This window comes from Ramlibacter cellulosilyticus, assembly GCF_014297465.1.
In the GTDB taxonomy this organism is placed as follows: domain Bacteria; phylum Pseudomonadota; class Gammaproteobacteria; order Burkholderiales; family Burkholderiaceae_C; genus Ramlibacter; species Ramlibacter cellulosilyticus.
Window position 1 is genome coordinate 841,393 of the sequence record NZ_JACORT010000001.1, and the last position, 23,374, is coordinate 864,766.

A 23,374-nucleotide genomic window follows, 5' to 3' on the forward strand; every position below is an offset into this window, starting at 1 on the left:
CAACGGTGCATTGCAGCCCTTGCAGCGATTCCGGCATGAGAATGGCGGGTTTGTTCGGAATCCCCGCTGCCCGATGTCCCGTTCCGCGTCCGCCGACCTCGCTTCCGTCCGCACCCTCGCCGAGCTCCTGCAGTGGCGCGTGGCCGTGACGCCGCATGGCGAGGCCTACCGGCAGTTCGACCCCGCACGCTCTGCGTGGTCCGGCGTGACCTGGCAGGTGTTCGGCGAGCGGGTGGCGCGGTTCGCGCGGGCCCTGGTCGCCCTGGGCCTGCAGCGCGGTGACCGCGTCGCGCTGCTGCTGCCGAACACCCTCGACGCGGTGACCGTGGACCAGGCCGTGCTGGCGCTGGGGTGCGTGCCGGTACCGATGCACGCCATCGACAACCCGGCGAGCATCGCCTACATCCTCGCCGACAGCGGGGCGACGCTGCTGGTGGCGGACACGAAGGAGCAGTGGCAGGCCATCGCCGCGACGGGCGCGGTGCCGGCCACGCTGCGGCACGTGGTGCTGCGCGAATGCGACAAGACGCCGGAGGCAGGATCTCCCGCCGTGCTGTCCATGGACGTCTGGCTGGCCCGCGGCGAAACCGCGGCGGTGGCGGAATCGCTCGAGGGTCCCGGCGAGGAAGACCTGGCCACGCTGGTCTACACCTCCGGCACGACCGGCAAGCCCAAGGGCGTGATGCTCACGCACCGCAACGTGCTGGCGAACGTGAAGGCCATCCAGCAGCACCTGGCTCCCCGCGCGGACGACCTGTTCCTGTCCTTCCTGCCGCTGTCGCACACCTTCGAGCGGACTTGCGGGTATTACCTGCCCATCGCCTGCGGCGCCTGCGTGGCCTTCGCGCGTTCGGTGCAGCACCTGCCGGAAGACATGCGAACGGTCCGGCCGACGATCCTCGTGTCGGTGCCGCGCATCTACGAGCGCGTGTACGCGAAGGTGCAGGCGATGCTGGAGGCGTCCCCGGCGAAGCATCGCCTTTTCGCATGGGCGCAGGCCGTCGGGTGGCGCCGCTTCTGCCGCGCGCAGAAGCTGCCGCTGGAGCAGGGCGGCTCGGCACTCGTCGATGCGCTCGCCTGGCCGCTGCTGTCGCGGCTGGTCGCCAAGCCGCTGCTCGCGCAGTTCGGCGGCCGGCTGCGCGTCGCGGTGAGCGGCGGCGCGGCGCTGTCGCAACCGATCGCGCAGACCTTCCTCGGGCTCGGGCTACCCATCGTGCAGGGCTACGGCATGACGGAGAGCGCGCCCGTCGTGGCGGCGAATACGCCGGAGGACAACGACCCTGCCACGGTGGGGCGGCCCCTGCCGGGCGTGGAGGTCCGCATCGGCGAGAACAAGGAACTGCTGGTGCGCGGCCCCAACGTCATGCGCGGCTACTGGAAGCGCGAGGAGGACACGGCGCGTGCGCTCGCGGACGGCTGGCTGCACACCGGCGACCAGGCCGCGATCGAGAACGGGCGCGTGCGCATCCTGGGCCGCGTGAAGGAGATCATCGTCACCTCCACCGGCGAGAAGATCGCGCCGGTGGACCTGGAGATGGCGATCGTGGCGGACCCGCTCTTCGAGCAGGCCTACGCGTTCGGCGACGACCGGCCCTTCATCGCTTGCATGGTGGTGCTCGGACGCGAGCCCTGGGAACGCCTCGCGCGCGGGCTGGGGCTGGACCCTGCGGACCCCGCGTCGCTGCAGGCTCCCGCCGCGGTGCATGCCGCGCTGGAGCGCATCAAGGAGCTGACGAAGGGCTTCCCGTACTACGCGCAGCCGCGCGCCGTCGCATTGACGCTGGAGCCGTGGACGGTGGAGAACGGGCTGATCACGCCGACGCTGAAGTTGAAGCGGAACAACCTCGTGGCGCGGTACGGGGATGGGATCGAGCGGCTGTATCGCCGCTGACCCCGAACGACGTCATGCCGGGCCTGACCCGGCATCCATGGGGCCTCAACTCCCCAGCTTCTTCATCTTCCCCTTCGGCAGGACCGACGTGGTCGGGGGCATCGGCCGGTCCGAGAAGCTCTCCTTCGGGGGCGAGGTGTCCTTCTTCGGCTTCTTGGCCATCTTGTTGCTGCGCTGTTCGCCTTTGGGCATGGTCCGCTCCTGGTGATGACCTCGCGACTGTACCTCGCGCGGCATCACCAACTCAATGCAATGGACAGCCGTGGCGCCGTACGCGCCGGCCGGGCCGTTCACTGCACCTGGAACAGGCTGCCTTCGTACGTCCCCTGGAACACCGGCGTGGCCGGGCCCACGTAGCGCGCGACTTCGCGCCGCAGGATCTGGAAGTCGCCGGAATCGATCTTGTACGCATGCTGGCGGCCGATGCGGACGACCTCGGCCTGCCCCTGGCCCGAGACGGTGGACTCGTGGTAGCCGGAGAGCAGAACGGCCGCGATCTTGCGTCCCCCGGCCTGGATCTGCCAGTTCACCTTCTCGTAGTTGCTCAGCACCAGCACGAGCGGCTCGCGGCCGGGCCCGACGACGACGTTCACGGTGCCGGTGCGCGCCGTCGAGCGCGAACTGCCCGCCGCCTGGTACACGCCCAGCATGGCGACCTTCACGTCAGGCGGCACGTTCAGGATCGTCTTGCCCACCAGCGGCGCCGCGGGTGCGGCAACGCCAGCCGGCAACGCGCCGGCACGCGCCTGCCGTGCGAGCTGCTCGAACAGCGCTCGCTGCTCCGGCGTCTGGCCGGGGTTGGGTCCGCCGAAGTCGGAGCGATAGGGATCGTTCAGCTTCGCGATCTCGCGCGCGGTGAGTGCGTCGCTGATCAGGCGCTCCGCGTCCTGCGGCTCGGTGGCCTCGAGCACCGTGACGAGGGCGAGGGCATTCGCGCCGCCGCGAAGGAAGCCGAAACGCGGGCCCAGGGGGAGCAGGTAGCGGCCGCTCTCCGCCGGCTCCGCGGCCGAAGCGACGGTGCCCTTGTCCACGTCCAGCACCTTCGTGGCCGTGCCGCTGCCGTCCCGGCTGGCGACGTCGAACGCGACCAGCTGGTCGGACAGCGGTGCGTAGTTGGTCGCACCGATCGCGGACAACTGCCACTTGCCCTGCTGGCCGCTCGCCATGTCCAGCCACGCAAGGTCCGTGTTGGAGCGCCACGCGAGGCGCCGCCCGCCGTTGACGAGGAAAGGCGAAGGTCCGTTCTGGTAGCTGGCGAGGTTCCACTGCTGCGTGGCCTGCACCTGCAGCGCGCCGTCGGCGCCGCGCGCGTGCTGCAACAGCCAGGCCGAGCCCGAATGGCCCACGAGCATGCGGCCGGGGCCGGCGGGCAGGGACCAGTTCAGGCGCTTGCCTTCCAGGGCGGGGATGGGCTCGATGCGGCCCGTGTCCGTGTCCAGCGTGGACGGCGTGCCGTTGCCGGCCATGCCCACCAGCACGAAGCCGCTCCCCGGCCCCCAGGCCACCACCGAGTCGTACTTGTCCGTGGTCCAGAGCGGCTTGCCGGTCTCGGTCTCCACGATGCGCAGCTTCTTGCCGGAGCCGCCGGAGGCGTTCGCCAGCATCCGCCCGTTCGGCGACACCGAGGGCATCGCGTAGCCTTCCAGCGGGACGCTCGCGATCTCCTTGCCCGAGGGCAGCTCCAGCACCTGCGCCTTCTGCTGCGAGACGTTGCGCAGCACGAGCACGTTGGCGTCGGCGGCGAGTTGCGCCATGGGCCCCGAGCTGGAGCCGGGCAGCAGCACCTTGGCGGGCAGTTGCGCGACCGGCACCAGCGCCGGGGCGCGCAGCGCGAGCCCGATGCGGCGCACGGCGATCCATTCCTCGATCTGCGCGTCCTGCCGCGCGAAGCAGGGCTTGTCCGTCACCTGCGCTGGATGCCGGCCGCGGTGTCGAAGCGACCGACCGGCGTGGAAGCGCTGCACGCGAGGGCGCGTGCGTTCATCAGCTGGGCGAGGTGCGTGGCCGCCCGGTCGTGTGCCGCCTTGTCGCCTTCGAGCGCGGCGAGCAGCCGCGTGCGGGCGATGTCGACTTCATCCGGCAGCGGGAACGCCGCGTTGACTTTCTCGGGGATGGGCGTGAACGCCGCCTGCATGCGGTCGCAGCCGGTGAGGCACGTGGCGACCGCCAGTGCCAGGATGAAATGACGCAAGGAGCCCTCCGTCCGCTGTTCTTCTGCCCGGCATTGTCCGGAGCGCGGACGGAGGCGGCAAACGGGGCGTTGCGCCCCTGCGTCGTTGCGGCCGTGGGTCCCCCGAAGGGAGGAGGCGCGGGGCTACTTCCCCCAGCTGTCCTTCAACCCCGTCACCCGGTTGAACACCGGCTTGTCACCGTGATCCTTCCGGTCCGCCACGAAGTACCCGTGCCGCTCGAACTGGAACTTCTCGTCCCCCTTCGCCTTGCCCAGTGAGGGCTCGACGTACGCCGTCACCACCTTCAGCGAATCGGGGTTCAGCTCCTCGAGGAAGTCCTTCTCCCCCGCACCGGGCTGCGGCACGGAGAAGAGGCGGTCGTACAGCCGCACTTCCGCCTTCACGCCGTCGGCCACGCCGACCCAGGTGATGTTGCCTTTCACCTTCACGGCGTCCGCGCCCGGCGTGCCGCTCTTGGTGTCGGGCACCAGCTTCGCCTGGATCTCGGTGACGGCCCCCGAAGCGTCCTTCGTGGCACCCACGCACTCGATCACGTACCCGTACTTCATCCGCACCTTGTTCCCCGGGAACAGGCGGAAGAAGCCCTTGGGCGGCGTCTCTTCGTAGTCGGTGCGCTCGACCCACAGCTCGCGGCCGAACATGAACTCGCGCTTGCCGCGCTCGGGGAAGTGCGGATGCACCGGCGCGGAACACGGCTCCAGGCGGCCCGCACCCATCAGCTCGTCCCAGTTCGTGATGACCATCTTCACCGGCTCCAGTACCGCCATCGCGCGCGCGGCCTTCGGATCCAGGTCGTCGCGCAGCGCGCCTTCGAGGATGCTGTAGTCGATCCACGAGTCGGCCTTGCTCACGCCGATGCGCTCGGCGAACAGCTGCAGCGCCTGAGGCGTGTACCCGCGGCGGCGCAGGCCCACGATGGTCGGCATGCGCGGGTCGTCCCAGCCGGCCACGTGCTTCTGGTCCACCAGCTGCTTCAGCTTGCGCTTGCTGGTGACCACGTACGTAAGGTTCAGGCGGGCGAACTCGTACTGGCGCGGGTGCGGCGTGTTGATCAGGCCGCCTTCCGCGAGCCGGTCGAGCAGCCAGTCGTAGAAGGGCCGCTGGTCCTCGAACTCCAGCGTGCAGATGCTGTGGGTGATGTTCTCCAGCGCGTCCTCGATCGGGTGCGCGAAGGTGTACATCGGGTAGATGCACCACTTGTTCCCGGTGTTGTGGTGCTCCGCATGCTTGATGCGGTAGATGGTCGGGTCCCGCAGGTTGATGTTGGGACTGGCCATGTCGATCTTCGCCCGCAGCACGGCGGCGCCGTCCGCCAGCTTGCCGTCGCGCATCTCGCGCAGGCGCTGCAGGTTCTCCTCGATGCTGCGGCTGCGGAAGGGGCTGTCCACGCCCGGGCGCCCGAAGTCGCCGCGGTTGGCGCGCATCTCCTCCGGCGTCTGCTCGTCCACGTAGGCGTGGCCGGCCTCCACCAGGTACTCGGCCGCGCGGTACATGAAGTCGAAGTAGTCGCTGGCCTGGTAGAGGTGCTTCGTGCCCAGCGCGTCCCAGCTGAAGCCGAGCCACTGCACGGCGTCCTTGATGCCGTCGACGTATTCCTGCTCTTCCTTCTCCGGGTTGGTGTCGTCGAAGCGCAGGTGGCAGATGCCCTGGTAGTCGCGCGCCAGGCCGAAATTGAGGCAGATGCTCTTGGCGTGGCCCACGTGCAGGTAGCCGTTGGGCTCGGGCGGGAAGCGGGTGCGGATCTTCGCGGGGTCGCTCGGGCCCGCCTTCTGGAAGGCGGCGTCTCCGGGAGCGCCGTTCCAGTGCCGGCCGGCATAGGTCCCTTGCTCCAGGTCGCGTTCGATGACCTGGCGCAGGAAGTTGCTGGTCTTGGCGGCGGGTTCGTTGTCGGTCGGGGAAGCCATATCCGGGGGATTTTCCCATGGCTTGTTGCAGCGCACCGACGCGGCGCCCGGCTGTGACGGATTGGCGTTTCGCGCGACGGGGACGTGAACGGTTTACGTCCCGCAACGGATTTGACGCGGCAGCCCGCAGTGTGAAGCGCGCGCCAGCGTTAAATCGACGTGCGGGGCAGCGGCCCCGTGCAGTACCAGAAACGGATCCGAATCATGAAACTGAAGTTCTCACGCGTCGTGGCGGCCAGCAGCGTGCTGGCGCTGGCGGCGTTCGCCACCGCCGCGCAGGCGCGCGTGGGCGTGTCGGTCGGCCTGAGCGTGCCGATCGGCGGCCCGGTGTACGCCCCGGCCCCCGTCTACGCTGCCCCGCAGCCCGTCTACGTGCAGCCGGCCTATGTGGCGCCGGCCCCGGTGATGTATGCGCCTGCGCCCGTCTATGTCGCGCCGCCACCGGTGTACGTCGCGCCGCCGGCCTTCGGGGTGTATTTCGGCACGGGGTATGGTCATGGCGGCCACCATCATGGCCGCGGCCATGGACACGGGCATCGCCACTGGCGCTGATTCCGGCGTGGAGTTGTCGCCTAAAACAACTCGGGATCTCCAAGCGTGATTGGCCCCGGCCCCGCCAAGCCGGGGCCTCTTTTTTCCTGGGCCCCTTGGTGCTCGGTGGTTCACGCCGTCCCGCGTGTAATCGTCCGCGCTAGCGGTGGTGTTCGTCCTTCGGGCCGTCCTGCTCGGGCGTCGGGAAAGGCTGGGGCAGCAGCGACTTCAGCTTCAGCTGGTCCCGCAGGTGCGGCCGCACGCTCTCGGCGCCGTGGCCGCTGTGGCCCATGGCCGTCGCGCGCTCCACGAAACCGCGCTGCCGGCCCGCTCCCGTTCCCTTGCGCCCCGCCGACGCGCGCCGGCCTTCCTGGTCGCTCGCGTAGTTGGGTTTTCCGTCCTTCATGTCTGTCGTTCCTCTGAGTGTTAACAGCGTAAGGGCGGTGCAACGCTTTACATGCCGGTCCTGCACGGCGGTAGACGTCGGACCCGTTCGACCTAGCCGTAGTCCTTAGGCCTCTGGGTTTAGGGACAGGCCCTCAGCACGGAACGGCCGCGCCAAAAAAAGAACCCCCAGGTGTGAGCCTGGGGGTAACAATGCCAGTCGCGGGACGGAGGGCCGGACCAGCTCACCCCGGAGGAGGAGGGGACTCAGAGGAGTCGGGGTGACCGGGACGGAAGTCGCTTGGATTTGTCGGTGGTAGGGCGTCTTCCGTGCAATTCGATGCCTTGTAGTAGAAGCGCCGGACGCGGCAGCTCCTGTAGGACGCCGCCCACAGCGCCTGCCAGATAAATGCCTTAAATCGGGGGCCGCGGCCCGCTTTACATGGCCTTGAACAAGTGCGCGTACAGGCGGCTCACCGGCAGGCGCTCCTTGCGTCCGCGCAAGGCGAGGTGCAGCTTGCCGGCCTCGTCGCGGTGCACGCTCTCCACCGCCGCCGCGCGCACCACCGTGCCGCGGTGCACCTGCCAGAACGCCTGCGCATCGAGCTGCGGCAGCAGCTCCTTCAGCGGCGTGCGGATCAGGACTTCGCCGTCGGCGCAGACCACGCGCACGTACTTGTCGGCCGCCTCGAAGTACGCGACGTCGTCCACCGGCACCATGCGGATGCTGTTGCCCACGCTGGCCTGGATCACGCGCAGTTGCGGCTGCGGCGCCGCCGGCGCGCCTTGCAGCAAGTGGCGCAGCTGGCCCAGTGTCGCTTCCAGGTCCGTGCCGCGCGAGGCGCGCTGCGCCAGCACGCCCTGGAGCTTTTCCACCGTCCTGCGCAGGCGCGCGGGCTGCACCGGCTTGAGCACGTAGTCGACCGCCTGCGCCTCGAAGGCCTGCACGGCGTACTGGTCGTACGCGGTGACGAACACGAGGGCGGGGAAGGGCGCCTCGTCGGGCCAGTCCTCGGCGAGTTCCGCGGCCGCTTCCATGCCGCCCTGGCCCGGCATGCGGATGTCGAAGAACAGCACGTCCGGGCGGTGCTCCAGCGCCGCGCGCACCGCCGCGGCGCCGTCGCCTACGGTCGGCAGCACTTGCAGCTCGGGCCACGCGCGCGCCAGTTCGGCCTGCAGGGCCTGCGCCAGCAGCGGCTCGTCTTCGGCGATGAGGGCCGTGGGAGTCATGCGATCGGCAGCGCGATGCGCGCGTGGGCGCCGTCGTCGGCGGCGCGGAAGTCCAGCGCCGCGTCGCCGGCGTGCAGTGCCGCGAGGCGCTCGCGCACCTGCGACAGGCCGAAGCCCGACCCGTTGGAAGCGCCGCTCGCACGGCCCACGCCGGTGTCGTCCACCGTCAGCACCAGTCGATCGCTCTCCCGCGCGGCGCGCACCGCGATCCGTCCGCCTTCCACCTTGGGCTCCAGCCCGTGCTGGATGCTGTTCTCCACCAGCGGCTGCAGCAGCAGGGTGGGGACGCGCACGGACGCGAGCTCGGGCGGCAGGTCGAGGGTGTAGGCGAGGCGCGGCCCCATGCGGATCGCCATCAGCTCCAGGTAGTCGCGCAGGCGGTCGAACTCCGCCTGCAGCGGGTGCGTCGTGTTGCGCGAGGCATCGAGCGTGGCGCGCAGGTACGCGATCATGTGGTCCAGCATGTGCTGCGCCCGGGGCGGGTCCACGCCGATCAGCGCGCGCAGGTTCGCCAGCGTGTTGAACAGCATGTGCGGCTCGAGCTGCGTCTCCAGCAGCTTCAGCCGCGCCTCGTGCGCATGCTTCTGCGCCTCGCCCATCTTGCGCAGCAGGTAGGCGCTCCTGTTGCGGCTGTAGAACCAGTAGCTGCCCACGATGCCGGCCAGCAGCGTGATCATCATGCCGGTGCGCAGGTGGTCCTCCGGGTCGTGCCGCTGTCCGGCCGGATAGAGGTTCCATGCGCGGCACAGCACGTCGCCGACGGCGCTGCCGACGAAGAACCCGGCCACGATGCCCACGGCCACCAGGGCGATGCCGGCGAAGCCGTCCGGCCAGCCGGTTTCGCGCGCCGAGGGCAGCAGGTGCCGCCCGAGGTCCACGACCGCCCAGATGGTGGTGCCGATCAGGATCGAGTAGACGACGGAGGGGCCGTACAGGGCGCGCGGGTTGAACGCCTGCTCGATCGTGGAGACCATCAGGCAGAAGGCCAGCGTCTGCAGGTAGTGCTGCAGCTTGTCGATGGCCTCGATGCGCATCACCGCCGTTCCTGTTCGCGCTGCAGCCGCTCGCGCTCGCGCGCCACCATCCGCTCGCGGAAGGCACTGCCCCGGCCCAGGAGGAACACGGAAATTCCGTGGAAGGCCAGGCCGAGGCCCCATCCCAGCACCGGGAACACGGACCAGGGCCGCGTGCCGAAGCCGTGGCTGGACATCGCGAAGAGCCCCAGGTTGACGAACACGTACACGCACGCGTGGATGTACCAACCCATCTTGGCACCGGCGCGGCGGCGCGCCAGGTGCTCGATCTCTTCGGGGGTGTAGGGGGGAGGCATCGCGGGCGATTCTAGGGGAGCGGGTCCTGGGGGAAGAACGCCGGCGGCAGCCGGCGTCCCGGGGCTGCGGGTCACCACGGATCCCTGCTCGCCTGCAGCTTGCGGCGCTCCTGCTCCACGAGTCGCTGCTGCAGCCCGCCGCCTCCGGTCACGACGAAGACCACCACGCCGTGGATCGCGAGGCCCAGGCCCCAGCCCAGCGCGGGATAGATGGCCCAGTGCCGGTCGCCCATCGCGGACAGGGCGGCCAGCATGGTGTTCACCGCGATGTAGACGGCGGCGTGGATGAACCACCCCATCTTGGCGCCGGCGCGGCGGCGCGCTTGCTGTTCGATGCTCGGGTCGTAGGTTTGCATGGAGCTTCTCCTGCTTGGAAAGGTTGGGGTTCAGGCGGCGGCGGCGACGGCGGACGGGCGCAGCGCCAGGCGCCACAGCTGCACGGCGCGGCCCAGGAAGATGCCGCTGAAGGCGCCGTAGAGCGTCGCGACGGGAAGCACGAACGTCGCGTCGTGCAGCAGGCCGGGGTGGATCGCCAGCCGCACGTTCACGATGTAGCGGGCCAGGAAGATGCCGATGAACAGCACGAGCGGCACGCCGGATCCGCGCAGGTGGAACACGCGGGCTGCGGCGTCGTAGCGGGCAGTGGTGCCGGCGAGGGCGAAGAGCGCGGTGGCGCCCGCCATGGCGAGGGTCCAGAGCCACAGGGCTTCGCCCACCACCGGGGAACGGGCGAACGCGGAGGTGGCGGCCCAGAGGGAGAACGCGAACATGGCGACCGGGGTGAGCGAGACGCGCAGCAGGCCCTGCGTGCGGTCGCGCATCTGGCTGGCGCCGAGGACGACCAGGCCCGCCAGCAGCAGCCACACCCAGCCAGGCGTGCCGCGCAGGATGGGGCCGAGCTGGCCGACCTGCCCCCAGACCATCTGGCCCAGGTAGCGCTGCGGCAGCAGCGTGAAGCCACCGGCCACCACGCAGGCGGCGACGTAGAGGCGGCGCATCGTCGACGAATGCCCCCGGATGTCGCCGTGCGCGAGCTGCCAGAAGGCGCCGAACAGAGAGAACAGCGTGACCGGCACCAGCAGGTGGATCGGCGTGTAGCCGCCGATGTTGGGCAGGCTGGTGTCCCGGATGAACAGCGCGGAGATCGCCGTCACCAGCATGAAGGTGACCCACGCATAGCCGAAGGCGCGGTGCAGGCGGGGGCGCTGGCGGACGCCCTGGCGGGCCCAGAGGGCGACGGGGCCGGTCACGACCGCCGCCAGGGCGGCGGTCATGTGGATCGCGACGACGGGGGACAGTTGCATGGCAGGGCTCCTCGTTGGTGGAGCGGACTGTGCTCCCCGGCGGCGGGGAGGGCCATGCGGATGCGACGAAGCGCCCGGGGGGCGCCGCGAAGTGCGGCCGGGGCGGCGTGAACCGCGCCCGGCCGGGGTGGGGTGGGCGGCCCGTTCAGGGCCGCCCGGTGTGCGTCAGGCCCAGATCCGGCGGTACTTCTCCGCCAGCTGTTGCTGGCGCAACATGATCTTCGGCACGTCGGGATGCATCGGGCTGATCTCGTTCATTGCCCAGCGGTAGAAAGCCTGGGCGCACACCACGTGGAGCAGGTGAAGGATTTTCATGGCCGCAATGGTGGGGCCGCCACCCGGCGGGGACCTGTAGGTTCCCTCCGCGCGCGTGCCTGCCCGATTCCGACATGGCGTGTCGGACGCCTTCGCCTGCTGAGCCAGCCGAGGCGTTCGCGCGGACCCGGCCTGCATAATCCGCGCTTTTGCTTTCGGGAGCTTGCGTGGACGCTGTGTTGCTGGTGAAGGCCGCGATCATGGGCATCGTGGAGGGCCTGACGGAGTTCCTCCCGATCTCCAGCACGGGCCACCTCATCCTGGCCGGCGCCCTGCTGGGCTTCGACGACGAGAAGGCCAAGGTCTTCGACATCGCGATCCAGACCGGTGCCATCCTGGCCGTGATCCTGGTGTACTGGCAGAAGATCCGCAGCACCATCGTCTCGCTGCCGAGCGACCGCGAGGCGCAGCGCTTCGCGCTCAACGTGGTGGTGGCGTTCATTCCCGCCGTCGTGCTGGGGCTGCTGTTCGGCAAGGCGATCAAGGAGCACCTGTTCACCCCGCTCGTGGTGGGCACGACCTTCATCCTCGGCGCCTTCGTGATCCTGTGGGCGGAGGGCCGCAACCATCGCCCGGTCCGGATCCAGGAAGTCGAGGACATGCGCTGGACCGACGCGCTGAAGCTCGGCCTGGTCCAGTGCTTCGCGCTCGTGCCGGGCACCAGCCGCAGCGGCGCCACCATCATCGGCGGCATGCTGCTGGGGCTGTCGCGCAAGGCCGCGACCGATTTCTCCTTCTACCTCGCCATCCCGACCCTGATCGGCGCCGGTGCCTACAGCCTCTACAAGGAGCGCGGCCAGCTCGGCGCGGACGACGTGCCGATGTTCGCGGTGGGCCTGCTGTTCTCGTTCGTGAGCGCGTGGCTTTGCGTGCGCTGGCTGCTGCGCTACATCTCCACGCACGACTTCAAGCCGTTCGCCTGGTACCGCATCGCCTTCGGCGTGATCGTGCTGGTCACTTCCTGGACCGGCTGGGTGCAGTGGACCGCTTGAGGGCGGTGCGGCGGCGGCCGTAAGGGCGCCAGCGGCCTTCGGCCTGCGCGAGCCGGTCGGCCACGATGCGCAGCACGTCCGGGTGCGTGGGCATGCCCAGGTGGCTCGCCTCCACGGAGATGTTCTCCACGTCCGCGCCCGGGTCCTCCAGGCAGCCGCGCCAGCTCACGATGCCGTCGGTGGGGCTGTAGATCGAGGTGGTGGGCACCGGCGGGCGCTGCGCGAGCCGCGCCTCGAGCTCCGGCGTGAGCTGCGAGGTGTCGCCGCCCAGCATCCGGAAGATCGTGCCGGCGTGGTTGGCGCCGCCGACGCAGCGGTGCGGCGTGGCCAGCGTGATCACCTGCCTGACGCTGTCGGGGCAGTGCTTCGCGATCTCGCGGGCATAGATGCCGCCCAGGCTCCAGCCCACCAGGCTCACCTTGCGGCCGTAACGCTCGCGCAGGGCGCACACGCGTTCGGCGAGGCTGGGGAGCCAGCCGTCGAGCGGGCCGTCCGGGCCGGTGTTGACGCCGAGCTCCCAGTCGTGGACCTGGAAATTGCAGCTCTGCAGGTGGTTGCGCAGTTGCGCAGTGGTGAGGGCGCCGGCGCCGAGGCCGGGGTACACGACGACGGGATGGCCGTCGCCCTCGACGGTCGAGAGGCTCGCCACCTTGGCGGAGCAGAGTTCGAGGATCGCGCGCAGGGGCTCGGTGGCCAGCAGCGCGAGCGAGGGAGCCTGGAAAGCCAGGGCTTGGGAAGAAGGCATGTCCCCATGTTGGGACCTGCCGTGCCAGGCCTTGTGGGCGCGGCAACTACAGCAGCGTAGGACCCGTCCGCTTCACATTGCAAGCAATGCGGCCTCGATCGCCGCGGCCGTGGCGAGGGGCTTCTCCATCGGGAAGAGATGGCTCCCATCGAGCATCGTCATGCGGCCTCCGGTGACCTTCTTCGTCATGGCGGTTCCCACCTGCCCGAGCTCCTCGGACTGCAGGCCGCCGATGAAGGCGGCGGGACAGCGCAGGGGATGGCGCTTCAGCAGTGCGTCCATGTTGTCCGGCAGCGTGTTGTAGATGCGGGTCTCGATGTCGCGGTCGAAGGCGAGGACCCGCTCCCCGCCTTCGTCGCGCGTGCCGTGCGCGACGTAGTCGGCGAGCACCAGCGGGTCCCAGCGGGCAAACGCCTTCTTGTGGCGGAAGTGCTCGAGCGCGGCCTCGGCGGACGGCCAGCGGTGCTTGCGCTTGCGGCTCACGGCGCCGGGCGAAATGGATCCGACCAGTTGCGTGCGCTTGGCGGCGCGCACGGCGTGCGATTTCCATCCGCCGAGAAGCGGCGAATCCAGCAGCAGCACGCCGCGCGCGAGCTGCGGGTGGCGCGCGGCGCACATGACGCTCAGGAAGCCGCCCAGGGAGTGCCCCACCAGGTACGCAGGCTGCCCCGCCTTCTCCACCTCGCGCGCGGCGAAGTCGTGCAGCTGCTGCACGAGCCCGGGCCAGTTGTTCTCGACGGGGTACGCGGGATCGTGGCCGAACTTGTCCGGCGCCTTCACCGTGAAGCCGCGCGAACGCAGGTGCTTGAACAGCACCGCGTAGGTGCCGGCGGGGAAGGAGTTGGCGTGGGAGAAGACGATGAGGCCGGAGCTCAAATCAGCTTCTCTTCCGGCCGCGTGATCTTCTTCAGCGGCTTGCTCCGCCCGCTCGCCTCCGTGCGCAGCGGGATGTCGGTATGCGACTCGTCCCACACCGGGTCGTCGAGGCTGTCGAACACCTCGCGCAGCTTCTGGCCCCAGCCGCTGTGCAGCATGCGGAAGTAAGGGTTCTGCATGTCGATGCAGACGATCTTGTCGGTCTCGAAGCGGTTGGCCTCGTAGACCACCAGGTCCAGCGGCGGGCCGACCGAGAGGTTGGACTTCATCGTGGAGTCCATGGACACCAGCGCGCACTTGGCGGCCTCGTCGAGGTCGGTGTCCGGCGTGAGCACGCGGTCCAGCACCGGCTTGCCGTACTTGTACTCGCCGATCTGGAAGTAGGGCGTCTCCGCCGTCGCCTCGATGAAGTTGCCGGCGGAATACACCTGGAACAGGCGCATGCCTTCGCCGCGGATCTGCCCGCCGAACACGAGGTTCACGTTGAACTCGACGCCCGAGGCCTGCAGCGCCTTGGCGTCGCGGTCGTACACGTGGCGCACCGCCTGGCCCAGCACGCGGCACGCGTCGAACATGCTCGTGGCGTTCCAGATCGTGATGGGATCGCTGGTCTCGGTTTCCTTCAGGTGTTCCACCTGCAGGATCTCGCGCACCGACTGCGAGATGCTCAGGTTGCCCGCGGACAGCAGCACCATGAAGCGGTCGCCCGGCTTCTCGTAGACGATCATCTTGCGGAAGGTGCTGATGTTGTCCACGCCCGCGTTGGTGCGCGAGTCGGACAGGAACACCAGCCCCGCATTGAGCTTGATGCCGACGCAGTAGGTCATGGTTGGATCAGTTTCTTCAGCGTGTACAGGGCATCCAGCGCGTCCCGCGGCGTGAGCGTGTCCGGGTCCAGGGCGGCCAGGGTGGCTTCGACCCTGGAGGGCGCGGCCGCATCGGCCGCGGGCGGCGGCGCGAACAAGTCTACCTGCTCGCGGCTTTCCTCCTGGTGCTTCTCCAGCGCAGCCAGGGCGTGGCGTGCGTGGTTCACCACCCCCGTGGGCATGCCGGCCAGCTTGGCCACCTGGATGCCGTAGCTGCGGCTGGCCGGGCCGGGCTGGATCTCGTGCAGGAACACGATGTCCGCGCCGGACTCGGTGGCGCCCACGTGCACGTTGACCGCGCCATGGTGCTTCGCCGGGAACTCCGTCAGCTCGAAGTAGTGCGTGGCGAACAGCGTGAAGGCCTGCGTCTTGTCGTGCAGGTGCGCGGCGATGCCCGAGGCGAGCGCGAGCCCGTCGAAGGTGGACGTGCCGCGGCCGATCTCGTCCATCAGCACGAGGCTCTGCGCGGTGGCGCCGTGCAGGATCTGCGCGGCTTCCGTCATCTCCAGCATGAAGGTCGACTGCGCGTTGGCCAGGTCGTCGGCCGCGCCGATGCGCGTGTGGATCGCATCGAGGGGACCCAGCCGGCACGCCTGCGCCGGCACGTAGGAGCCCATGGCGGCGAGCAGGCAGATCAGGGCCACCTGCCGCATGTACGTCGACTTGCCGCCCATGTTGGGCCCGGTGATGACCTGCATGCGCTGCTTCGGGCCCAGGCGCGTGTCGTTGGGGATGAAGGCGCCGCCGGTGGTCTCGGCGAGGCGCGCTTCCACCACGGGGTGGCGGCCTTGCGTGATCTCGATGCCGGGTTCCTTGATGAACTGCGGGCGGCACCAGCTCAGCGTGAGCGAACGCTCGGCGAGTGCGCACAGCGCATCGAGCGTGGCCAGCGCCTTCGCGAGGCGCGTGAGGCAGGGCACGTGTTCCTGCAATGCGTCGAGCAGCTGCTCGTAGAGCCACTTCTCGCGCGCGAGCGCCCGCTCCTGCGCGGACAGCGCCTTGTCCTCGAACGCCTTCAGTTCCGGCGTGATGAAGCGCTCGGCGTTCTTCAGCGTCTGGCGGCGGCGGTAGTCGTCCGGCACCTTGTCCAGCTGGCCCTGCGTGACCTCGATGTAGAAGCCGTGCACCTTGTTGTACTGCACGCGCAGGTTGGCGATGCCGCTGCGTGCGCGCTCGCGCGCCTCCAGGTCCAGCAGGAAGCCGTCGCAGTTGTCCTGGATGGCGCGCAGTTCGTCGAGATCGCCGTCGTGGCCGGCGGCGATCACGCCGCCGTCGCGGACCAGTGCCGCAGGCTCCTCGCGCAGCGTCTGCGCGAGGCGCTCCGCGCAGCCGGAGGGCGGCTGCAGGTCGTGCGCCACGTTGGACAGCAGGCCCGGCAGGCCTTGCACCTGCTTCGCGAGCTGTTCGGCCTTGGCGAGCGCGTAGCGCAGGCCCACCAGCTCGCGCGGGCGCACCTGGCGCAGCGCGATGCGCGCGGTGATGCGCTCCACGTCGCTGACGCCCTTCAGCTCGTGGCGCAGCTTCTGCCACAGCTGCTCGCGCAGGCCGCCGATCGCGTCCAGCCGCTGCTGCGCCACCGAGCGGTCCCGCAGCGGCTCCAGCAGCCAGGACTTGAGCATGCGGCTGCCCATGCCGGTCATGCAGGTGTCCAGCAGCGAGAAGACGGTGGGGCTGTCCTCGCCGCGCAAGGTCTGCACCAGCTCCAGGTTGCGGCGGGTGGCGGGCGGCAGCTCGATGCGCTCGCCTTCGCGCACGACCAGCAGCTGCTGCACGTGGGAGAGCGAGCGGCCCTGCGTGTGTTCGGCATAGGCGAGCAGCGCCGCGGCTGCGGCGTGGGCGCAAGGCAGATCCTCGGCGCCCCAGGCGGAAAGGCTCGCCGCCTTCATCTGCTCCAGCAACTTGCGCTGGCCGAGGCCGGCGTCGAACTGGAAGGCGGGACGCTGCGCGATCGGCACGGCGCGGAAGGCCTGCAGCCGCTGCGCGAACGCGGGGCTCACGTCGGTGCTGTGCAGGATCTCGCTGGGGAGCACGCGCGCGACCCAGTCCTGCAGGTCGTCGGCGTCGCACTCGGCGAGCTGCAGCGCCCCCTGCGTGACGCTGAGCCAGGCGAGGCCGACCTTGTGCTTGGGACCCTGGTGGATCGCGAGCAGCACCGCCTCGGACTTGTCGTTCAGGAGTTCGCTGTCGGTGAGCGTGCCCGGGGTCACGACGCGGATCACCTTGCGCTCCACCGGCCCCTTGGTGGCGCCCACTTCGCCGACCTGCTCGCAGATCGCGACGGACTCGCCGCACTTGATCAGGCGCGCGAGGTAGCCCTCGACCGAGTGGAACGGGACGCCCGCCATCACGACCGGCTCGCCGGCGGACATGCCGCGGCGGGTGAGGGTGATGTCCAGCAGGCGCGCGGCCTTCTCGGCGTCCTCGTAGAACAGCTCGTAGAAGTCGCCCATGCGGTAGAAGACCAGCGTGGACGGGTACTCCCTCTTGACCCCCAGGTACTGGGCCATCATGGGAGTGTGCTTGCTCAGGTCCGGGAGGGCGGGGGCGGGATTCTGCGACACCCCGCGATTATCGGGCGCGGCGGCGGATCGCCTCTGCAGGCGCCGGCGGCGGCCCCGCAGCGAGGCTTATGTCACGCCTTCGTCGCGGGCCGGACGAAAAAAGCCCCCGTGCACACACGGGGGCGAGGGAGCATCCGGAAATCACTCATCTCTCGATGCCGTGGCCGCTTGCCAGGGCCACGAGCCGATTATACGAATGGGGACAAATGCATCTGCCGGTGTTTCCCCGGGGCAAATGGCGGGAACTATCGGCCCTGGACGAGGTGGCGGCGCAAGGCCTGCAGGTGCTGGCGCACCTTGCCCCGCTCGGCGGCGTCGAGGCGCAGCAGGATCTTCTGCCCTGCCGCCAGCGCCTCGAGCTGCGGGTCGGCGAATTCGTAGCGCAGCCACGGGCGCGTGGAGGGCACCGGGCCTTTCACTTCCGTGAGGCGCACCGCGACGGGCCGCGGCGGCTCGGGCGTGCGCAGCAGGAGGTCGATGACCTCGATCACGCGATCGTTCAGGTAGCGGTTGCCCATGCCGAGCTCGCGCCATGCGCGGTCCAGCACCGGATAGGCGCGGCGATAGAGCGCAGCGACCGCAGCGGGATCGACGGCCGTCAGCCCATCCACCATGGCGGCATAGCGTCGTGCGTTGGCGGCAGCGATCACCGTCTGCCCGCCGACGTCCTCGACGAGGAAGTGCTCCGGCGCCTTCGCGAGCGGCCACATGGAGGGCGGCGCGTGCTCGCGCCCGAGCTGGTCGATGGTGGCGACGATGCGGCGCGCCAGGTTGTCGCCGACGAGGAAACCCGCGGCGGGGCCGAGCAGCTGTTGCACTGCGGCGCCCAGGCCCTCCGTGGCGAGCACGTCGGCCTCCGCGACCGGAGGCAGGGGATGGCGGATCGCCGGCTCGGGTGCAGGCGCGCCTTCGCCGGGAGCCGGGGGCGCCGCAGCGACGACGGGCGGGGGCGTGGCCGGGGTCTCCGCGCGCAGCCACCAGAACCACGCCGCCGCGCCGGCGGCAGCGGCCACGATCAGCGAGAGCGCGAGCGCACCGCCGTGGCGGCGGCGTCGCAGGTCGGCGCGGTCGTCGGGGTCCGCGCGGAAATCGGGAGCGGGGAGGGTGCCGGCCATGGGGGTCTCCTGCAAGGGATTGCCGGAGCGGCGCGGGACGCCGCATCGCATTCGTACCAATGCAGGGCCAATATACACCCCTCGCGCGCTTGCGGCGCGAGGGGTTGCCGTCAGGCCCCGGCGATGGCCGGCGCCTCGGCGCCTTGCACGCGCACCTGCGGCAGGGCCTGCGGATGCTCGCGCGCGAGGAAGGCGAGCAGCGCCTCGCGCATCTTGCAGCGAAGGTCGAACGCCTTGCCGGAGTTCGACGCGGACACCAGCACGCGGACTTCGATCGTGCGTTCCTTTGCGTCGGTGACCTGCACCGCGAACACGCGCTCGTCCCACTCGGGGAAGGTCTTGACCAGGCGCTCGGCCTCCGCGCGCAGCGGCGCGATCGGCGTGGCGTAGTCCAGGTACAGGAACACGGTGCCCAGGATGTTCGCGCCCGTGCGCGTCCAGTTCTGGAACGGGTTCTCGATGAACCACTGCAGCGGGATGATCATGCGGCGCTCGTCCCAGATCTTCAGCACCACGTAGGTGCCGGTGATCTCCTCCACGCGGCCCCACTCGCCCTGGACGATCAGCACGTCGTCGATGCGGATCGGCTGCGCGAGCGCCAGCTGCAGGCCGGCGATGAGGTTGGCGAACACGGGCCGGGCCGCGAGGCCGCCGACGATGCCGAGCACGCCGGCGGACGCCAGCAGGCTGGCCCCGAGCTGTCGCGCCCCCGGGAAGGTCATGAGCGCCATGGCGACGCCCGCGATCAGGAGGAGGACCATCGCGCTGCGGGAGAGCACGCGCGTCTGCGTGGCGATGCGCCGCGCCTGCAGGTTGTCCTCGATGTAGATCGGATGGCGCGCGATCACGCCTTCGGCGAGGCCGCCCACCGCCTGGATGGCGAGCCAGGTCGCCGCCGCGAGCAGCAGCAGCCCGTTCACGTGGCGCACCAGGCCGATGAATTGCAGGTTGTCCGGCGCGGAGCCCCACACGACCTGCATGGCCAGCAGCGGCAGGGCCACGGCGCCCGCGCGCTCCGTCTGCTTCAGCATGGCCTGGAGGACGATGGAATGCCGGGTGACGCGGTGCAGGACGGCGCGGCCCACCACGTGCACCACGACCGCCACAAGCGCCGCCACCAGCGCCACGACGAAGGTGATCGTCCAGGTCGGGTTCTGTTCGAGGATCTGGAGCATCGTCAGCCGGGTTGCTGGCCGGGGCCCTCGTCGATCTGGGTCCCGGGTTCCATGGTGGGCTCGACCAGCGTCGGCGTGTTCTGGCGCAGGTCGGCCTTCTCGCCGGCGCTCGCGAACTTGCTGTACTTGCCCAGGATCTTCACGAGCTGGCCGTAGATCTTGGGATTGCCGGCAACGCATTCGCGCTGCTCCAGGAAGTCCGCTTCGCCGGTGAAGTTGCCGATCAGGCCGCCGGCCTCGGTGACCAGCAGCGAGCCCGCGGCGACGTCCCAGGGCGACAGGCCGGTCTCGAAGAAGCCTTCGGTGTAGCCCGCCGCCACGTAGGCGAGGTCCAGCGCCGCCGCGCCCGGCCGGCGCAGGCCCGCCGTGCGCTTCATGACGTCGGCCATCATGCGCAGGTAGATGTTGAAGTTGTCGCCCGGGCGGAAGGGGAAGCCCGTGGAGACCAGCGATTCCTTCAGTTGCGTGCGCTTGCTCACGCGGATGCGGCGGTCATTGAGGAACGCGCCGCGGCCGCGCGTGGCGGTGAAGAGGTCGTTGCGGGTGGGGTCGTAGATCACGGCCTGCTCGACGCGTCCCTTCACGAGCAGCGCGATGCTGACGCAGTAGACGGGGAAGCCGTGGATGAAGTTGGTCGTGCCGTCCAGGGGATCGATCAGCCACACGTGGTCGCTGCCGGCGCGGCCATGCTCGCGGCCCGATTCCTCGGCCCAGATGCCGTGGTCGGGGTAGGCGCCGAGGAGGGTGTCGATGATCGCCTGTTCGGCGGCGTGGTCGATCTCGGTGACGAAGTCGTTCGTCTGCTTCTGCGAGATGCGCACGGCTTCGACGTCGAGCGCCGCGCGGTTGATGATGGCGCCGGCGGCGCGGGCGGCCTTGACGGCCATGTTGAGCATGGGGTGCTGGTTGGACGACATGTTGTTCAAGAGCTGCACCCCCGGGGGGGCGGGTCGCACGCCGGCGATGCGGAATGCACTAGTTGGCCGCGATTTTACCGGCGAGGGTGTCGGCCGCGTTCCTGAAGGGTTGCCCGGTCGTGCGCCTACGTCGGATCACGTACTGGACAATCCGTCCATGGCCACCCGCTTCGTCCTGATCCAACCCAGCCACGCCGGCAACGTCGGCGCCGCTGCCCGCGCGCTGAAGGTGATGGGCTTCGACGACCTCGTGCTCGTGCAGCCCCGGTGGGAGGACGTGCTGGCCCTCGACGAGACCATCGAACGCGCGAGCGGCGCGGTGGACGTGCTGCGCAAGGCGCGCGCCGTGGACACGCTGGAGGAGGCGCTCGATGGGGTGACGCATGTCATGGGCACGGTCATGACGCCGCGCGACTTCGGCCCGCCCACCTTCACGCCGCGCGAGCACCTGGCGGCGATCGCGCCGGCGGGCCACCACGTGGCCTTCCTCTTCGGGTCGGAGCGCTATGGCATGCGCAACGACGACGTGTACCGCTGCCACGCCGCGCTGCGCATCCCGGTGGCACCGGACTACGGCTCGTTGAACCTGGCGGCCGCCATCCAGGTGATCGCGTACGAATGGCGCCAGGCGCTGGGCGGCTTCGACCTGCCGCCGCCGGCGCCGCCGGTCGCCGCGGATGCCGCGGCCGTCGCCGGCATGCTGAAACACTGGGAGCAGGCGCTGGTGGAGATCGGCTTCCTCGATCCCGCCGCGCCCAAGAAGCTGATGCCGCGCCTGAACCAGTTGTTCAATCGCGCGCAACCCACCCCCGAGGAAATCCACATCCTGCGAGGTGTCGCCAAGTCCATGGCCGAAGCGGCGCGGAAGGCAAAGCCTTAGACTCCGAATGCCATAAGCAAAGAGCCCCCATGTTCCGGCGCATCCGTTCCGACATCCAGTGCATCCTCGACCGCGACCCTGCCGCGCGCAGCAAGTGGGAGGTGGTCACGTGTTATCCGGGCCTGCATGCGCTGGTGCTGCACCGCGGCGCGCATTGGCTGTGGCGGCACGAGCTGCGCTGGCTGGCCCGCTTCATCTCGCAGGTCTCGCGCTGGCTCACCGGCATCGAGATCCACCCGGGCGCGACCATCGGCGACGGCGTCTTCATCGACCACGGCATGGGCGTCGTGATCGGCGAGACGGCCGAAGTGGGCGACGGCTGCACGATCTACCAGGGCGTGACGCTGGGCGGCACCTCGCTGGCCAAGGGCGCCAAGCGCCATCCCACGCTGGGGCGCAACGTGGTCGTGGGCGCGGGCGCGAAGATCCTGGGCGGCTTCACCGTCGGCGACGATGCGGCGGTGGGCTCGAACGCCGTGGTCACCAAGCCGGTGCCCGCGGGCGCGACCGCGGTGGGCATTCCCGCGCGCATCATCCAGGCCGAAGACTCGGCGCGCCGCGAGGAAGTGGCGGCCAAGATGGGGTTCTCGGCCTACGGCGTCACGCAGAACGACGACCCGCTGTCGCAGGCCATGAAGGGCCTGATCGACAACGCCTCCTCCCAGGAGCACCAGATCGCCCTGCTGTGGCAGGCCATCGAGAAGCTCTCCGACCAGCGCAAGGGCGAGCCCTGCGTGCCGCTGGAAGCGCAGACGACGGAGAACTTCGAGAAGGAGAAGTTGACACAACTCGTGGGCAAGTAGGCCCACATGTTGTGTCATCCCGGCGCAGGCCGGGATCCATAGGGCGCCTCCAGGAGACGCCCTATGCGTTGCGGGTCAAGCCCGCAATGACGTGCTCAAGCTTTCGGTGCGCGGATCGCCGACTTCGGCCGGAACCCCTTGCACACCTCGTCGTTCGTCTCGAGGTAGGGACCGCCGATCAGGTCCACGCAGTACGGCACGGCAGCGAAGATGCCCGGCACGACCTGCTTCCCATCCTCCTTCAGCCCTTCCAGCGTCTCCTGGATCGACTTCGGCTGGCCCGGCAGGTTGATCACCAGGCTCCTGCCGCGGATCACCGCCACCTGGCGCGAGAGGATGGCCGTCGGCACGAAGCGCAGGCTGATCTGCCGCATCTGCTCGCCGAAGCCCGGCATTTCCTTGTCGGCGATCGCGAGCGTGGCTTCCGGCGTGACGTCGCGCGGCGCCGGGCCCGTGCCGCCGGTGGTGAGCACGAGCGAGCAGCCCGCGTCCACCAGTTCGACGAGCGTGGCGCTGATGCGGTCCTTCTCGTCGGGGATCAGCCGCTCCTGGAAGGCGATGGGGTTCTTCAGCGCCTTCGCCAGCCACTCCTTGAGCGCGGGCAGGCCCTTGTCCTCGTAGACGCCGCTGGATGCGCGGTCGCTGATCGAGACGATGCCGATGGTGACGGGATCGTGGTCAGCCATGTCCTTCCTCCTCTTCGTCCTCCAGCGCGTCGCGCACGATCTGGAAGATTTCGCGGTAGGCACGCCCGCGGCGCGGAGCCTGGCCTTTCGAGACTTCGTCCTGCGTCGGCGCGCCGTCCTTGCGGGCCTGGCGGATGAGGGCGCGCAGCTGCTGGACGTCCGTGCCGGGATGCGCCTGCAGCCAGGACTGCAGGGCGTCGTCGTTCGCGATCAGGTCGTCGCGCCATTTCTCCGCGGCGTGCAGCGCCAGCGTCTGCTGCGCGGAGCCGCTGCGCTGCTCCTCGAGGGCATCGCGAATGGCCTGCAGCGTCTGGGGCTCCAGCTGGCGCATCAGCTTGCCGACGTACTGCAGCTGCCGCCGCCGGCCTTCGAAGTTGCTGATGCGCTTCAGTTCGTCGAGCGCGGTGCGCAGCGACTCGGGGAGGTCGAGCCGCTGGAAGAGGTCGGAGCGCAGCGTGAGCAGCGCCTCGCCCACCTTCTGCAGCTCGGTGCTCTCCTTCTTCAGTTCCGTCCGGCTCGGCTCGCCTCCAGTCTGCTCGGCGCGCAGCTCGAGGTCGAGCTCGCTGCCTTCGGCGACGAAGTGGCCTTTGACGTAATAGCCTTTTTTGGGTTTGCGGGACATGCGGGAGAGGGATGCGCAGCGCGACCGTGGCGTGCTGCCTTGCACAAGTATCATA

The 23,374-nt window shown here is 69.8% G+C and carries 25 protein-coding genes and 1 pseudogene; 5 read left to right on the forward strand and 21 right to left on the reverse strand.

Annotated features, from left to right (window positions below):
- Window positions 1-73: 73 nt before the first annotated feature.
- Window positions 74-1,891 (forward strand): AMP-dependent synthetase/ligase, encoded by a 1,818-nt coding sequence (locus tag H8N03_RS04185; RefSeq protein ID WP_187074847.1) that lies wholly within the window; start codon window positions 74-76, stop codon window positions 1,889-1,891.
- A 45-nt stretch (window positions 1,892-1,936) separates the two neighbouring features.
- Here H8N03_RS04185 and H8N03_RS04190 read toward each other — a convergent pair whose 3' ends face one another.
- From H8N03_RS04190 to H8N03_RS04205, 4 genes are all read right to left on the reverse strand, one after another.
- Complete coding sequence (locus H8N03_RS04190) at window positions 1,937-2,083, reverse strand: hypothetical protein (protein ID WP_187074848.1); 147 nt, start codon at window positions 2,081-2,083, stop codon at window positions 1,937-1,939.
- Window positions 2,084-2,181: 98 nt separating this feature from the next.
- The gene (locus tag H8N03_RS04195; protein ID WP_187074849.1) at window positions 2,182-3,798 is read right to left on the reverse strand and encodes a hypothetical protein; all 1,617 of its coding nucleotides are present in this window, start codon (window positions 3,796-3,798) and stop codon (window positions 2,182-2,184) included.
- Window positions 3,795-4,082: a hypothetical protein gene (locus tag H8N03_RS04200; RefSeq protein WP_187074850.1), complete on the reverse strand. Its 288-nt coding sequence runs from the start codon at window positions 4,080-4,082 to the stop codon at window positions 3,795-3,797. Before H8N03_RS04200 ends, H8N03_RS04195 begins: the two co-directional genes overlap by 4 nt.
- 123 nt (window positions 4,083-4,205) lie before the next feature.
- The gene (locus tag H8N03_RS04205; protein WP_187074851.1) at window positions 4,206-5,987 is read right to left on the reverse strand and encodes a glutamine--tRNA ligase/YqeY domain fusion protein; all 1,782 of its coding nucleotides are present in this window, start codon (window positions 5,985-5,987) and stop codon (window positions 4,206-4,208) included.
- A gap of 204 nt (window positions 5,988-6,191) precedes the next feature.
- Here H8N03_RS04205 and H8N03_RS04210 point away from each other — a divergent pair, with 204 nt between their 5' ends.
- Entirely contained in the window at window positions 6,192-6,539 is a 348-nt protein-coding gene (locus tag H8N03_RS04210; RefSeq protein ID WP_187074852.1) for a virulence factor, read from the forward strand.
- Window positions 6,540-6,678: 139 nt separating this feature from the next.
- Here the strand turns inward: H8N03_RS04210 and H8N03_RS04215 are convergent, their stop codons facing one another.
- From H8N03_RS04215 to H8N03_RS04245, 8 genes and pseudogenes are all read right to left on the reverse strand, one after another.
- Window positions 6,679-6,924, reverse strand: a complete 246-nt coding sequence (locus H8N03_RS04215; RefSeq protein WP_187074853.1) for a hypothetical protein — start codon at window positions 6,922-6,924, stop codon at window positions 6,679-6,681.
- 416 nt (window positions 6,925-7,340) lie between these two features.
- Window positions 7,341-8,132, reverse strand: a complete 792-nt coding sequence (locus H8N03_RS04220) for a LytR/AlgR family response regulator transcription factor (RefSeq protein WP_187074854.1) — start codon at window positions 8,130-8,132, stop codon at window positions 7,341-7,343.
- On the reverse strand, window positions 8,129-9,166 hold the full coding sequence (locus H8N03_RS04225) for a sensor histidine kinase (protein ID WP_187074855.1): 1,038 nt from the start codon (window positions 9,164-9,166) through the stop codon (window positions 8,129-8,131). The genes H8N03_RS04220 and H8N03_RS04225 overlap by 4 nt, the downstream gene beginning before the upstream one ends.
- Entirely contained in the window at window positions 9,166-9,462 is a 297-nt protein-coding gene (locus tag H8N03_RS04230) for a 2TM domain-containing protein (RefSeq protein WP_187074856.1), read from the reverse strand. The genes H8N03_RS04225 and H8N03_RS04230 overlap by 1 nt, the downstream gene beginning before the upstream one ends.
- A gap of 71 nt (window positions 9,463-9,533) precedes the next feature.
- Complete coding sequence (locus tag H8N03_RS04235; RefSeq protein ID WP_187074857.1) at window positions 9,534-9,818, reverse strand: 2TM domain-containing protein; 285 nt, start codon at window positions 9,816-9,818, stop codon at window positions 9,534-9,536.
- Window positions 9,819-9,848: 30 nt separating this feature from the next.
- On the reverse strand, window positions 9,849-10,385 hold the full coding sequence (locus H8N03_RS26590) for a DUF6622 family protein (RefSeq protein WP_354005082.1): 537 nt from the start codon (window positions 10,383-10,385) through the stop codon (window positions 9,849-9,851).
- Window positions 10,371-10,766 (reverse strand): annotated as a pseudogene (locus tag H8N03_RS26165) (DUF2306 domain-containing protein); the annotation flags it as partial. The pseudogene H8N03_RS26165 and the gene H8N03_RS26590, both read right to left, overlap by 15 nt.
- Before the next feature lie 165 nt (window positions 10,767-10,931).
- A complete protein-coding gene (locus H8N03_RS04245; RefSeq protein ID WP_187074859.1) occupies window positions 10,932-11,081 on the reverse strand; it encodes a hypothetical protein in 150 nt (49 codons plus the stop codon).
- Window positions 11,082-11,248: 167 nt separating this feature from the next.
- Between H8N03_RS04245 and H8N03_RS04250 the strand changes: the two genes are divergently transcribed.
- Entirely contained in the window at window positions 11,249-12,073 is an 825-nt protein-coding gene (locus H8N03_RS04250) for an undecaprenyl-diphosphate phosphatase (RefSeq protein WP_187074860.1), read from the forward strand.
- On the opposite strand, the gene H8N03_RS04255 is transcribed toward H8N03_RS04250, so the two are convergent.
- The 7 genes from H8N03_RS04255 to H8N03_RS04285 all read right to left on the reverse strand — a co-directional run bounded on the left by H8N03_RS04255 (window position 12,036) and on the right by H8N03_RS04285 (window position 20,328).
- On the reverse strand, window positions 12,036-12,818 hold the full coding sequence (locus H8N03_RS04255) for an esterase/lipase family protein (protein ID WP_187074861.1): 783 nt from the start codon (window positions 12,816-12,818) through the stop codon (window positions 12,036-12,038). The genes H8N03_RS04250 and H8N03_RS04255 overlap by 38 nt on opposite strands.
- Before the next feature lie 72 nt (window positions 12,819-12,890).
- Entirely contained in the window at window positions 12,891-13,694 is an 804-nt protein-coding gene (locus tag H8N03_RS04260; protein ID WP_187074862.1) for an alpha/beta hydrolase, read from the reverse strand.
- Window positions 13,691-14,521: a proteasome-type protease gene (locus H8N03_RS04265; RefSeq protein WP_187074863.1), complete on the reverse strand. Its 831-nt coding sequence runs from the start codon at window positions 14,519-14,521 to the stop codon at window positions 13,691-13,693. Before H8N03_RS04265 ends, H8N03_RS04260 begins: the two co-directional genes overlap by 4 nt.
- Window positions 14,518-17,070, reverse strand: coding sequence for a DNA mismatch repair protein MutS (mutS, locus tag H8N03_RS04270; protein WP_187075217.1), 2,553 nt, complete (start codon window positions 17,068-17,070; stop codon window positions 14,518-14,520). Before mutS ends, H8N03_RS04265 begins: the two co-directional genes overlap by 4 nt.
- 296 nt (window positions 17,071-17,366) lie before the next feature.
- On the reverse strand, window positions 17,367-18,236 hold the full coding sequence (locus H8N03_RS04275; RefSeq protein WP_187074864.1) for a DUF3014 domain-containing protein: 870 nt from the start codon (window positions 18,234-18,236) through the stop codon (window positions 17,367-17,369).
- A gap of 110 nt (window positions 18,237-18,346) precedes the next feature.
- Complete coding sequence (locus H8N03_RS04280) at window positions 18,347-19,411, reverse strand: mechanosensitive ion channel family protein (protein WP_187074865.1); 1,065 nt, start codon at window positions 19,409-19,411, stop codon at window positions 18,347-18,349.
- 2 nt (window positions 19,412-19,413) lie between these two features.
- On the reverse strand, window positions 19,414-20,328 hold the full coding sequence (locus H8N03_RS04285; protein WP_187075218.1) for an inositol monophosphatase family protein: 915 nt from the start codon (window positions 20,326-20,328) through the stop codon (window positions 19,414-19,416).
- Window positions 20,329-20,485: 157 nt separating this feature from the next.
- Between H8N03_RS04285 and H8N03_RS04290 the strand changes: the two genes are divergently transcribed.
- On the forward strand, window positions 20,486-21,208 hold the full coding sequence (locus tag H8N03_RS04290) for an RNA methyltransferase (protein ID WP_187074866.1): 723 nt from the start codon (window positions 20,486-20,488) through the stop codon (window positions 21,206-21,208).
- A 29-nt stretch (window positions 21,209-21,237) separates the two neighbouring features.
- Window positions 21,238-22,011 carry a serine O-acetyltransferase gene (gene cysE / locus H8N03_RS04295; RefSeq protein ID WP_187074867.1) on the forward strand — a complete coding sequence of 258 codons (774 nt, stop codon included), beginning with the start codon at window positions 21,238-21,240 and terminating at the stop codon, window positions 22,009-22,011.
- Between the two features lie 95 nt (window positions 22,012-22,106).
- Here cysE and mog read toward each other — a convergent pair whose 3' ends face one another.
- Together mog and yjgA are read right to left on the reverse strand one after the other, a co-directional pair.
- Window positions 22,107-22,697 carry a molybdopterin adenylyltransferase gene (gene mog, locus H8N03_RS04300; protein ID WP_187074868.1) on the reverse strand — a complete coding sequence of 197 codons (591 nt, stop codon included), beginning with the start codon at window positions 22,695-22,697 and terminating at the stop codon, window positions 22,107-22,109.
- The gene (yjgA, locus tag H8N03_RS04305; protein ID WP_187074869.1) at window positions 22,690-23,319 is read right to left on the reverse strand and encodes a ribosome biogenesis factor YjgA; all 630 of its coding nucleotides are present in this window, start codon (window positions 23,317-23,319) and stop codon (window positions 22,690-22,692) included. Before yjgA ends, mog begins: the two co-directional genes overlap by 8 nt.
- Window positions 23,320-23,374: the final 55 nt, after the last annotated feature.